At 61.9% G+C, this 11597-nt stretch carries 12 protein-coding genes; all 12 read right to left on the bottom strand.

Annotated elements, in window-relative coordinates; genetic code table 11:
- Positions 1-87: 87 nt before the first annotated feature.
- The gene (locus GPL81_RS18425; protein WP_160107864.1) at positions 88-678 is read right to left on the bottom strand and encodes a nucleotidyltransferase family protein; all 591 of its coding nucleotides are present in this window, start codon (positions 676-678) and stop codon (positions 88-90) included.
- Positions 675-1658, bottom strand: coding sequence for an XdhC family protein (locus GPL81_RS18420; protein WP_160107863.1), 984 nt, complete (start codon positions 1656-1658; stop codon positions 675-677). Before GPL81_RS18420 ends, GPL81_RS18425 begins: the two co-directional genes overlap by 4 nt.
- Positions 1658-3979 (bottom strand): xanthine dehydrogenase family protein molybdopterin-binding subunit, encoded by a 2322-nt coding sequence (locus GPL81_RS18415; protein WP_160107862.1) that lies wholly within the window; start codon positions 3977-3979, stop codon positions 1658-1660. Before GPL81_RS18415 ends, GPL81_RS18420 begins: the two co-directional genes overlap by 1 nt.
- On the bottom strand, positions 3976-4446 hold the full coding sequence (locus GPL81_RS18410; protein WP_160107861.1) for a (2Fe-2S)-binding protein: 471 nt from the start codon (positions 4444-4446) through the stop codon (positions 3976-3978). Before GPL81_RS18410 ends, GPL81_RS18415 begins: the two co-directional genes overlap by 4 nt.
- A 243-nt stretch (positions 4447-4689) precedes the next feature.
- A complete protein-coding gene (gene murB, locus GPL81_RS18405) occupies positions 4690-5709 on the bottom strand; it encodes a UDP-N-acetylmuramate dehydrogenase (RefSeq protein ID WP_160107860.1) in 1020 nt (339 codons plus the stop codon).
- Entirely contained in the window at positions 5706-6170 is a 465-nt protein-coding gene (locus tag GPL81_RS18400) for a low molecular weight protein-tyrosine-phosphatase (RefSeq protein WP_121103712.1), read from the bottom strand. Before GPL81_RS18400 ends, murB begins: the two co-directional genes overlap by 4 nt.
- Positions 6170-6934 (bottom strand): 3-deoxy-manno-octulosonate cytidylyltransferase, encoded by a 765-nt coding sequence (gene kdsB, locus GPL81_RS18395; protein ID WP_160107859.1) that lies wholly within the window; start codon positions 6932-6934, stop codon positions 6170-6172. The genes GPL81_RS18400 and kdsB overlap by 1 nt, the downstream gene beginning before the upstream one ends.
- Positions 6931-7116 carry a Trm112 family protein gene (locus GPL81_RS18390; protein WP_007945752.1) on the bottom strand — a complete coding sequence of 62 codons (186 nt, stop codon included), beginning with the start codon at positions 7114-7116 and terminating at the stop codon, positions 6931-6933. Before GPL81_RS18390 ends, kdsB begins: the two co-directional genes overlap by 4 nt.
- A gap of 25 nt (positions 7117-7141) precedes the next feature.
- Positions 7142-8152: a tetraacyldisaccharide 4'-kinase gene (gene lpxK, locus GPL81_RS18385; RefSeq protein WP_160107858.1), complete on the bottom strand. Its 1011-nt coding sequence runs from the start codon at positions 8150-8152 to the stop codon at positions 7142-7144.
- Positions 8152-8580 (bottom strand): ExbD/TolR family protein, encoded by a 429-nt coding sequence (locus GPL81_RS18380; RefSeq protein ID WP_160107857.1) that lies wholly within the window; start codon positions 8578-8580, stop codon positions 8152-8154. The genes lpxK and GPL81_RS18380 overlap by 1 nt, the downstream gene beginning before the upstream one ends.
- On the bottom strand, positions 8577-9212 hold the full coding sequence (locus GPL81_RS18375) for a MotA/TolQ/ExbB proton channel family protein (RefSeq protein ID WP_172901686.1): 636 nt from the start codon (positions 9210-9212) through the stop codon (positions 8577-8579). The genes GPL81_RS18380 and GPL81_RS18375 overlap by 4 nt, the downstream gene beginning before the upstream one ends.
- 98 nt (positions 9213-9310) lie before the next feature.
- Positions 9311-11533: a DNA internalization-related competence protein ComEC/Rec2 gene (locus tag GPL81_RS18370; RefSeq protein WP_160107856.1), complete on the bottom strand. Its 2223-nt coding sequence runs from the start codon at positions 11531-11533 to the stop codon at positions 9311-9313.
- Positions 11534-11597 lie beyond the last annotated feature (64 nt).

Below are 11597 nucleotides of genomic sequence, written 5' to 3'. Positions count from 1 at the left end.
GGTAACGCCAGGCGGGGCTTTTTTATGTCTGAAGCACATCAGTCCCTTGTGGGAGCGAGCCTGCTCGCTCCCACACTGGATTTGCGCCTACTTGAAGACCAGCTTTTCAGGCACATCCACATCCCACAACACACCGGGATCATCTACCGCCACCTCAACGACCCGCCCTTGGGCAAACAACGCCTTGGCCCCACGATCACCCGACAACGCCATCAATCCCGGGCCGAAGTCGCGCCCAAAACCCACCGGGTGCCCGTATTCGCCTTCCTGCACCGGCACGCTGATGCAGTCATCCACTACCTGCGCCGTGACCTGCTCAATACTGGATGGCAGGATGAACGGCATATCCCCCAGCACCATCAGCCAGCCATTGAGCTGCGCACACGTTGCTACCCCGGCCGCAATGCTGTCCCCCATTCCGGTCGATTCGACCAGCGCGATCTCGCAACCATAGGCCTTGGCCATGCGGATGACTTGCGGGCGATCCGCGGTCGTCACCAGGACACGCCTGTCCAGTTCAGGCGGCAGATTCACCAGCACGTGTTCGATCACCGAGCGGACAGCGCCATCACGCCCCGTACAGTCCGCCAGCAGCTTGTCCTTTTCATCGCCCGCGACCTGTCGAAACCGACTGCCCTGCCCCGCGGCCAGAACGATGACACCGATAGGTTCACTCATGCCCCCTCCCGCAACGTCTTTTTCTGTTTCAGCTCCACGCCATTCTTGATCGCCACAATTTCGGCCATCAGCGACAAGGCGATTTCCGCCGGGCTATGGCTGCCGATATGCAGGCCGATCGGACCGTGCAGCCGCTCGATGGCCTGTGGCGACAAGCCCAGTTGAGCCAGGTTTTCCCGGCGTTTCTGGCTATTGACCCGCGAGCCCAGCGCGCCGACATAAAAAGCCCTGGAGTCGAGGGCCGTGAGTAGCGCCATGTCATCCAGGCGCGGATCATGAGTCAGGGCGACGATGGCCGTGCGTTCGTCGGTCTGAATGTTCAGCACCGCTTCGTCGGGCATGCCGGAGACAAATCGGCCATGCTGCGCCTCCCAGCCGTAGACGAATTCGCTGCGCGGATCGCAGATCAACACTTCAAAATCCAGCAGCCTGGCCATCTCGGCGACATAACGTGACAGTTGCCCCGCACCAATCAGCAGCAAACGCCATCGCGGACCGTAGATTGCGCGCAAGGTCTGCCCGTCAAACCTCAGCGTGTCCGTTTTGCTGGCCGGCTGCAACACCACTTCACCGGTCGCGATATCCAGCGAACGCGCCACGATCTCATGAGCCTCACAGCGCGCCAGCAGCTCGGCAACCCATGCCGGGTCGCCTACGCGCTCCTCGGTCAACCGCAATGTGCCACCGCAGGGCAAACCGAAGCGCGCCGCTTCCTCACGGCTCACTCCATAGGTGATCAGTTGCACCGGCGGGCCGTCGGCCGGAATACGACCATCGTGCAACCGTGCAATCAGGTCATCCTCGACACAGCCACCGGATACCGAACCAATCACCACGCCATCCTCGCGCAGCGCCAGCATGGCGCCAGGGGCCCGGGGCGCAGTGCCCCAGGTCTGGACCACGCTATACAACACCACCCTCTGACCGGCGCGACGCCACTCCAGCACGCTGCGCAGGACATTCAGATCGACGCTGTCCATCAGGCTCCAGCCTTGTTCCAGCCCTGCAGCTGGTAACGGACCGGCAGGTCGCGAATGCGTTTGCCGGTGGCGGCAAAGATCGCATTACACAGCGCCGGGGCAATTGGCGGCACACCCGGCTCGCCGACACCCCCCAAGGGCACCGTGCCCGGTGGCGTGACCAGATGCACGGCGACTTCCTTCGGCGCCAGAGACATGCGCGCCACCTCGTACATGTGGAAGTTGTCCTGCTGGACCTTGCCGTCCTTGAAGCTGATCTCGCCCAGCACCGCGTTACCCAGGCCCATGACGCAGGCGCCCTCGAACTGTGCGCGGATCCGCTCGGGGTTGATCTGCGGCCCGCAATCCACAGCGATGTCGGCCTTGTGTACGATCAATGTGCCATCATCTTTGACTTCGACCTCGATCACCGCCGCCACGTAGGTCACGAAGCTGTAATGCACCGCCAGGCCAAGGCCTCGCCCCTTCGGCAATTCACGCCCCCAACCGGCGGCTTTGGCGGCGGTTTCCAGCACTGTGCGCAACCGCGCGGTGTCGATTGGATAACGTTCGGGCGATTCGCCGTAGTTCCACTCTTCACTCAAGGTACGCGGATCGATCTGACGGTCCGGACCGAGCAACTTGATCTGGTACTTGAGCGGGTCTTGCTTGGCCTTGTGCGCCAACTCGTCGATGAAGCTTTGAATCGCGAAGCCATGTGGGATGTTCGACACCGAGCGGTACCAGCCCACGCGGGTATGGATGGCCGCTTCAGGGTTTTCCAGGCGGATGTTGGGAATGGCGTAGGCCATGTTGGTGAAGCCCATGCCCAGCTCGAACGCCGCCTCGTGGTTCATGCCCGGCGCAAACAACGCGGTGATGCTCGGTGCCACCGTACGGTGCAACCAGCCGGACGGCAGGCCATCCTTGTTCAGGCTGGCTTTGAGGTATTCGGCGGATACGGTATGGAAATACGAACAATGGATATCGTCTTCACGGGTCCATTGCACGCGAACCGCTTTTCCGGGGAACTCCTTGGCCAGGATGGCCGCTTCAATGATGAAGTCAGGCTTTGACTTGCGACCGAAACCGCCGCCGAGCAAGGTGACATTGAAGGTGACGTTGTCGAATGGCAGGCCCAGGCGCTCGCCGATCCGTTCGCGGGTGACTTGTGGTGCCTGGCTCGGGCCCCAGGCTTCGCACGTGCCATCCTTGAACCGGGCGATGGCGACCATCGGCTCCATCGGCGACTGAGACAAATGCGGCAGGTAGTAAGACGCTTCCAGCGTGCTGTCGGCGCTGCCCATGGCTTCGTCGATGTTGCCGGTATTGCGCACGACTTTGCCCGGTTTGAGGGACGCTGCTTCCAGCTCCTTGCGGTAGGCGATCGAATCGTAACTGGCGTTGGCACCGTCATCCCATTCGATTTTCAGTGCCTCGCGGCCCTTGATCGCCGCCCAGGTATTGTTGGCCACCACGGCGACGCCGCCCAGCGGCTGAAACTCCGACGGCAGCGGACGGCTCTCGATCTGCACGACCTTGACCACGCCGGGGACTTTCATCGCCGCCGAAGCATCGAAACTCTTGACCTTGCCGCCATATACCGCTGGCCGGGCAATGGTGGCGAACAGCATGCCGTCGAAATGCACGTCGGCCCCATACACGGCGCGACCGTTGACGATGTCATCACCGTCGATGGCCTTGTTGCCTTCCTTGCCGATGTAGCGGAATTCCGATGGCTGCTTGAGCCGCAGACTGTCACGCGCCGGCACGGCCAGGGCGCTGGCAGCGGCGGCCAGGGCGCCATACTCCAGTTCACGACCGGAAGGTTTGTGAACGACTTTATGCAGTTGCGCGTGGCATTCGTCGACTGGTACTTGCCACTGGTCGGCAGCGGCCTGTTCCAGCATGGTCCGCGCGGCGGCACCACAACGGCGCATCGGCTCATACCAGTGGCGCATGCTGCGCGAACCGTCGGTGTCCTGGTTGCCGAAGCGGGCTTCGTCGCCCGGCGCCTGCCGCACTTTGACCCGAGCCCAATCGGCTTCCAGCTCATCGGCGACGACCATGGTCAGGCTGGTGCGTACCCCCTGGCCCATTTCCGATCGGTTGCAAACCACAGTCACCGTGCCATCAGTGGCGATGCTGACGTACACCTTGGGGTCATCGACCCAACCGTTGGGCATGCCATCGGCACCGAATTTCTTCTCTTTTTCTTCGGCAAAAACGTCTTGCCAGCCCCAGCTCGCGGCGACTACCAGGGCACCGGTCGCGCCCACACCTTTCAGGAAACCACGACGGCTGAGGTTGCTCAGGGCAAAATCATTCGGTAACCGGCTCATGCCTTGGCCTCCTTCAGGTGGGTGGAGGCCTGGCGGATGGCGATCTTGATGCGGTTGTAGGTACCGCAACGGCAGATGTTGCCGATCATTGCCTCCTCGATCTGTTCGTCGCTTGGGTTCGGATTGGTCTTGAGCAATGCGGTGGCGGACATGATTTGCCCACCCTGGCAGTAACCGCACTGGGCTACGGCGGTATCGAGCCAGGCTTGCTGCACGACTTTGCCGACCGGGTCGGCGTGCAGGTTGTCGATGGTGGTGATGTTCTGCCCGACAACGGAACCGATCGGCGTGATGCAACTACGCGCCGGGGCGCCTTCGATGTGAATAGTGCAGGCACCGCACAGGCCCATGCCGCAGCCGAACTTGGTGCCGTTGTAGCCGGCGACGTCCCGGATCGCCCAAAGTAGCGGCATGTCCTCGGTGACGTCGAGTTGATGGTCTTGACCATTGAGCTTCAGGGTAATCATGGGCACGCCCGCATAGTATTGGGTTATGGGGTCGAGCAATCTGCCGCCGAAAATCGGCGGTTGGCATCACGCAGATCGGCTCAGGCTAAAGGGGCTCTCTTATGCCGACGAAACCGTCTGCACCGGGCCTTTGATGAGGAAATGCCTTGCATCGTTAGCTCGCTAAGTTAACGCAGCATTAACAAAAAAGCCCTGCACTGTTCATCAGTGCAGGGCTTTGGATTGAACCTTAAAAGCTTAGCTTCAATACCGGTTCGGCTCCATTTCCAGGTCGACATGGAAACGCTCGGAAATGTCTTTCTGGATGCGCTGCGCCAGGTTCAGCAGTTGCAGGCCGGTGGCATCGCCGTAGTTAACCAATACCAGCGCCTGCATTTTATGCACGCCGGCATCGGCTTCGCGAAAACCTTTCCACCCTGCCCGTTCGATCAGCCATCCGGCGGCCAGTTTCATCTGTCCGTCGGGTTGCGGGTAGGCCACCAGATCCGGGTATTCGCCTTTGAGCTGTGCAACCAGCGCCGCCGACACCAAGGGATTCTTGAAGAAACTGCCGGCGTTGCCCAGTACCGCCGGGTCCGGAAGTTTTTCGTTGCGAATGCTGCAAATGGCCTGGCTGACATCACTGGCCGTCGGATGCTCGATGCCTTGCTCGGTCAGGCGTTGACGCACCGGGCCGTATTCCAGATGCAGGTGCGCGGTGCGGTCGAGAATGAAACGCACGCGCAGGATCAACCAGCGTCCCGGTTCCTGTTTGAACAGGCTGTCACGGTAAGCGAAGTTGCATTCTTCCAGGGTGAACTCGCGCAACTCGCCACTCTGGCGATCGAGGGCGGTCAGGCCGGCGAACACGTCCTTGATCTCGACCCCGTAGGCACCGATGTTCTGCATCGGCGCCGCACCGACGGTGCCAGGGATCAGGCTGAGATTTTCCAGGCCTGACAACCCCTGCACCAGGGTGTGTTGCACGAACGGGTGCCATGGCTCGCCGGCCTCCGCTTCAATCACCACTTTGTTGCCGTCGTCGCTCACCACGCGAATCCCGCGTGTGGCCATGCGCAGCACCAGTGACTGGATATCGGCCGTCAACAGCAAGTTGCTGCCACCGCCAATCACCAATAGCGGCACGTCATGCGCTTGTGCATAGGCCAAGGCCTCACGCACGTCGGCATCGCTATGGGCCTCGGCAAACAGGCGGGCCTGAACGTCCACGCCGAAACTGTTGTACGGCTTGAGCGAAACCTGTGAGCGCACCTGCAGACTCATAACCGTCCCTTCAATTCGATCACCAGCAAATCGCTCGCACGCTCGATCAGGTCCAGCACCTGCTCGAAACCCTGGTCGCCGTCGTAGTACGGGTCCGGCACCTCATCGACATCTGACTGATAACGGCGCAGGAACAAGTCCAGCTCGGCCTTGCCTTTGTCCGGCTGCAAAGCCTTGAGGTTGCGAAGGTTGCTGTTGTCCATCGCCAAAATCAGGTCATAAGTGGCGAAATCGGCACGAGTCACTTGCTGGGCGCGCTGGGTCGACAGGTCGTAGCCACGCAGCTTCGCTGCAGCCTGGCTGCGCTTGTCCGGCGCCTTGCCGACGTGCCAGTCACCGGTACCGGCGGAGGCGACTTCGACTTGATCGGCCAGGCCCGCCTCACGAAGTTTGTGCCGCAGCACGCCCTCGGCGGTGGGTGACCGGCAGATGTTGCCCAAGCAGACAAACAGAACCCGCATCAGGCCTCCAGCAGGCGACGAACGCGCTCAAGGTCTTCAACGGTATCGACACCGGCCGGCGGCGCGATCAGCGCGTCGGCGACATGAATCCGTACGCCGTGCCAGAGAGCCCGTAGTTGCTCCAGGCATTCAGTGTTTTCCAGCCAGCACGGGCCCCAACTGACGAAGTCATGCAGGAAACCGGCGCGGTAGGCATAAATGCCGATGTGGCGACGATACGGCACGCCTTCCGGCAACTGGTCGCGACTCTGGGCAAAGGCATCCCGTGCCCATGGCAATGTAGCGCGACTGAAAGTCAGTGCCAGGCCATTGAGGTCGCTGACGACCTTGACCACGTTGGGATTGAACAGGGTTTCCACGTCTTCGATCGGCTCGGCCAGGGTGGCCATGCGCGTTTCGGTATGGGTCGCCAGGTTGGCGGCGACCTGATCGATCACGCTCGGCGGGATCAACGGTTCGTCACCCTGGACGTTAACGATGATGGCGTCAGGTGCCAGGCCCAGTTTCGCCGCGACTTCCGCCAGGCGATCGGTGCCGGAGTTGTGATCCTCGCGGGTCATCACGACTTCAGCGCCAAACCCGATGCAGGCCTCGAGGATGCGCGCATCGTCAGTCGCAACTACTACGCGCTGGGCGCTGCTTCTGCTCGCCTGCTCCCAGACGTGCTGAATCATCGGCTTGCCGGCAATCAGCAGCAACGGTTTGCCCGGCAAACGGGTGGAGGCGTAGCGTGCAGGAATGACAACGGTAAAGGCTTTGGTCATTTATCCAGGCGCTCGTCGGTGGTCAGGGTGCGGGCTTCGGTTTCGAGCATTACCGGGATACCGTCGCGAATCGGGTACGCCAGGCCGGCGCCCTTGCTGATCAGCTCGGTCTTGTCGGCGCTGAGCTTGAGCGGGCCTTTGCAGACCGGGCAAGCGAGGATGTCGAGCAATTTGGTGTCCATGAACATTCCCTGGATAAAAACGGATTTAAGGCAACAGACGCGCCGGCAACAGGCGCATCAACTGTGTATCGAACCAGGCCTCGAAAGCCGGTGACGGCACAGCATCCACCGCCAGGTACCACCAATCGGCGGCGGCGAAAGCACGGCACTTCACTGCGTCCTTTTCGGTCATCACCAACGGCAATGACGGGGTGAAATTCAAGGCCTGCACGCTGTATTCGGCGTGGTCGGCGAATGCATGCGCGATTGGCTTCCAGTGTAGCGTTTCGAGGGTCTTGAAGAAACGCCGGGGGTTGCCGATCCCGGCCACGGCGTGCATCGCCTGGCCTGCGGGAAAGTGTTCGAGGGAACGTCGTTCGCCGCTGCGCAGATTGATGAGTGCCGTCGGTTGCAACTGGAAGGCAAAACCGTCGCTACGGTCAGCCGTGGCGCCGTTATAAAGCACCGCATCGACACTTTGCAGGCGCTCGACCGGTTCACGCAACGGTCCGGCCGGCAGGCAGCGCTGGTTACCCAGGCCACGGGCAGCGTCGATCAGCACCAGTTCCAGATCCCGGGCCAGTCGGTAATGCTGCATGCCATCATCGGACAGGATGAGGTCCAGCGGCTCGCTTGCCAGCAAGGCTTGGACGGCGCGGCTGCGGTCCGGGTCGATCATCAACGGTACGCCGGTGCGCTGGACGATCAACAGCGGTTCGTCGCCGGCAACGCCTGCGCTTTGATCCGCCTCGACCCGCCACGGCAATTGCGGCGGTTTTGCACCATAACCGCGGCTGACCACGCCGACCCGCAAGCCGCTACGCTGGCAATGCTGGATCATCCACAGGATCAGCGGTGTCTTGCCGGTACCGCCGACCGTGATGTTTCCGACCACGATCAGCGGCACCGGCGGCTGATAGATTTCACCCTCGCCCGCCAGGAAGCGCTTGCGCTTGTTGTTGACCACGCGTCGATACAGCCATTCCAGTGGCTGCAGCAGCTTCAGGGCCGGATGCCCCCGGTACCACGCGGCGAGCAGGCGTTCGGACATGGCCATCAGGGCGCGGGCGGCGCCGCCTCGACTGTGGTCATGCGCAAGTGGCTGAAACCAAGCTTGCCGGCGGCGTCCATGGCAGTAATCACGGACTGATGCTGGGATTTGCCGTCGGCACTGATGGACAGCGGTCGACTGGTGTCGCCATTGGACTCTTTCTGCAGCGCGTCCATCAGGGTCGCCAAATCACTTTTGGGCAAAATCTGATTATTCACCGAGAACACGCCGTCAGCGCTGATGGCGATATCCAGCTGTTTGGACTGATCCTCGGCAGGTGAGCCGCTGACCGCTTCCGGCAGATCGACACGCAACTGGGTTTCACGGGTGAACGTAGTGGTCACCACGAAAAACAGCAGCAGGACAAACACCACGTCGATCAATGATACGAGGTTGATGTCCACGTTCTCCCGTTGCTTGCGGCGGAATTTCACGCTTTGCCCTCAGCCAGATCAACGTCACGATCGCCCTGCACCACTTCAACCAGCTTGATGGCTTCCTGTTCCATGCCCACGACGAGTTCATCGATGCGTCGTTGCAGAAACCGGTGAAAGAACACCGACGGGATACCCACGATCAGGCCAGAAGCCGTGGTAATCAAGGCCTTGGAAATGCCGCCGGCCAATACGGCGGCGTTGGTCGTCATACCTGTGCCCATGAACGAACTGAAGATATCGATCATGCCCAACACGGTGCCCAGCAGACCCAGCAACGGCGCCATGGCGGCGATGGTGCCCAGCGCGTTGATATAGCGCTCCAGCTCGTGGATCACCCGGGCGGCGGCCTCTTCGATGCATTCCTTCATGATCTCGCGACCATGTCTGGAGTTGGCCAGGCCCGCCGCCAGGATCTCGCCCAGCGGGGAGTTGGCGCGCAGTTCCTTGAGTTTTTCCTTATTGAGTTTTTTGTCCTTGATCCACACCCAGACCTGACCCAGCAAGTGTTCCGGGGTCACGCGGCTGGCCCGCAGGGTCCAGAGACGCTCGGCAACGATCGCCATTGCCGCGATGGAACTCAGGATGATCGGCAGCATCATCCAGCCGCCGGATTTGACCAATTCCCACACAGTGACAGTCCCCTCGAAAAAGTGCGCCACTCTAACATAGGGGTTGGACGCACCGAAGACCGTGATGTCGCATCCGGTCGGGCTTTCATGACCTGCGGTCATTTCGCGGAGCGCCAGAAACGCGGTTCTTGACGCATTGACCACGGCGGTTTGAAGTGCCCCAGTTGCAGACGGATGGCGCCCTGTTCGGCGCTGTCATGGATCGCCATGCCCCGGGCCCGATAGCGTGCAATAACGGTGGGATGGGGATGGCCGAAGGAATTGCCCTGGCCACGGGAGATCAGCACTGCCTTGGGTTGCAACGTGGCGAGCAACGCCGCTGAAGACGAACTGCGGCTGCCGTGGTGCGGCGATTGCAACCAGTCGGTGGCCACGGCCAACGGACTGTCGAGCAGCGCTCGTTCGGCCGCCGTGTCGATGTCGCCGGTCAGCAGCAATCGCTCGCCATTGGCTTCAATCTGCAGCACACAGGATTTTGGATTGCTTTCCCGGGCATCCGCCCATCGCCAGAGTTCAAAGTTCACACCGTCCCACGTCCATTGCCGGCTGGACTCGCAGTCCCCGGCTTGCAGTTCCGTCGGCAGCTCCCCGGGTTCGCCACTGATGACACGCTTCACCGGCAGTCCCTTGGCGACCGCCCGCGCGCCGCCAGCATGATCGGCGTGGGCGTGACTGATCAGCATCAGGTCAAGACCATCCACGCCCAGTTTGCGCAACGTCGGCAGTACCACACGCTCACCGAGATCGTTATCACCAACACGCGGCCCGGCGTCATAGAGCAGCGCGTGATGGCGAGTGCGCACCAGGATGGCCAGCCCCTGCCCCACATCCAGCTGCCAGATTTCGGCCATGCCTTCAGGCAGGGTGGGTCGGGGCGAAAAAACCAGCACCAGCAGCAAAGGCCAACCCAAGGGCCGTAGCGGCACGCCTTGGGGCAGCAAAAGCAGGAACGCGCCAAGTGCCCCCATGCTCCATGCCCACCAGGGAACCGCCACGGGCACCCACGCGGGAATTTGCCCGGCCATCACTGTCAGCATCTTGAAAAGCCAGTCGAGCATTCCGCCGGCGAGCCACAGCAGCCCTTCCCCCACATAAGGCACGGGCAGCAGCAGGGTCCCGAGCAAGGCAGGTGGCAGCACCAGCAGGCTGATCCAGGGCACCGCCAGCAGATTGACCAGCGGCCCGCTGAGACTGATCGGCAACCCCAGCACCAGCAACAACGGACCCAGGCCCACAGCGATCAGCCATTGGGCACGGGTCCAGGTTTGCCACCATCGCCAGGGCCCCAGGCGACCGCCGAAGGTAAAGATCAGCACCGCCACCGCTCCGAAGGACAACCAGAATCCTGGTTGCAGACTGGCCAGCGGGTCCAGTAGCAAAACGCCGTTGAGCGCCAGCAACAGCGGCCACCAGGCACCGAGGTGGCGAAATCGCAGACGCCACAACAGCACCAGGCCGATCATCAGGCAGGCACGGCGCACCGGCACCTCGAAACCGGCCAACAGTCCATAACCCAAGGCCGCCATGAATGCCAGACCGCAGGCCCAGGGCAGCCATGGCAGGCGGTTTGGCCACAGGCCATAACGGGCAAGCCCGGCAATCAGCAAATACACCAGCCCCGCCAGCAACCCGATGTGTTGCCCGGAAATCACCAACAGGTGCACGGTTCCGGTGTCCTGCAACACTTGCCAGTCTTCGCGACTGAGCCCGGCACCATCCCCCAGCACCAATGCCGTCAACGCGCCCGTTCGCCCCTGGGCATCCACGGTCTGCAACTTCTGACGGATACCGTCACGCCAGGCCCATCGTGCCTCGGAAAGTCGCTCGCCGTCCTTGACAGTCCCGGTCGCGCCGATACGACGCGCCAGCAGCCAGGCCTCGTGATCGAAGGCATGCGGATTGAGTAACCCTGCGGGACGCTTCAACTTGACCGCCAGTCGCCAGCGTTCACCGCTGTTCACCGGCGGCCCATCGTACCAGGCCAGGCGCATGAGCCGTGGCACTGTCCCGTGTCGTGACCGGGCGTCAGCCAATTCGAATCGCACGACGGCCTCGCCGTGCTGGGGCAATCCCGTTACCCGCCCTTCAATCCAACGCGTTTCTCCATCCAGGCTCGATGGCAGTCGATCATCCAGCGCCCATTGCGCCTGCGCACAGGCCCAGCTCAAACCGAACAGGAAAAACGCCACCGGATACGTCCTGAACGGCAGCAACATCAAACCTGCCACCGGCATCAACAGCCACAAACCGACCGGCGGCAACGCCGGTAAAAAACGCAGGGCCAGCAAACCCAGCGCCAACGCCACCATCCCTGTGCGCATATGCCCGTCCTTGAGAGTCCCGTCCCTAGGAATAGCCAGTCGAGCGCACGACCGTCGTTATCAA

The sequence above is a fragment of the Pseudomonas izuensis genome (genome assembly GCF_009861505.1).
Classification (GTDB): Bacteria; Pseudomonadota; Gammaproteobacteria; order Pseudomonadales; family Pseudomonadaceae; genus Aquipseudomonas; species Aquipseudomonas izuensis.
This window is presented reverse-complemented; position numbering and strand designations above follow the sequence as displayed.

Excerpts from the sequence above, each read along its gene's own strand:
- GPL81_RS18410 (WP_160107861.1), bottom strand. The coding sequence starts at position 4,446 with ATGATTACCCTGAAGCTCAATGGTCAAGACCATCAACTCGACGTCACC.
- murB (WP_160107860.1), bottom strand. The coding sequence starts at position 5,709 with ATGAGTCTGCAGGTGCGCTCACAGGTTTCGCTCAAGCCGTACAACAGT.
- GPL81_RS18420 (WP_160107863.1), bottom strand. The coding sequence starts at position 1,658 with ATGGACAGCGTCGATCTGAATGTCCTGCGCAGCGTGCTGGAGTGGCGT.
- kdsB (WP_160107859.1), bottom strand. The coding sequence starts at position 6,934 with ATGACCAAAGCCTTTACCGTTGTCATTCCTGCACGCTACGCCTCCACC.
- GPL81_RS18415 (WP_160107862.1), bottom strand. The coding sequence starts at position 3,979 with ATGAGCCGGTTACCGAATGATTTTGCCCTGAGCAACCTCAGCCGTCGT.
- GPL81_RS18425 (WP_160107864.1), bottom strand. The coding sequence starts at position 678 with ATGAGTGAACCTATCGGTGTCATCGTTCTGGCCGCGGGGCAGGGCAGT.
- lpxK (WP_160107858.1), bottom strand. The coding sequence starts at position 8,152 with ATGGCCATGTCCGAACGCCTGCTCGCCGCGTGGTACCGGGGGCATCCG.
- GPL81_RS18400 (WP_121103712.1), bottom strand. The coding sequence starts at position 6,170 with ATGCGGGTTCTGTTTGTCTGCTTGGGCAACATCTGCCGGTCACCCACC.
- GPL81_RS18370 (WP_160107856.1), bottom strand. The coding sequence starts at position 11,533 with ATGCGCACAGGGATGGTGGCGTTGGCGCTGGGTTTGCTGGCCCTGCGT.
- GPL81_RS18390 (WP_007945752.1), bottom strand. The coding sequence starts at position 7,116 with ATGGACACCAAATTGCTCGACATCCTCGCTTGCCCGGTCTGCAAAGGC.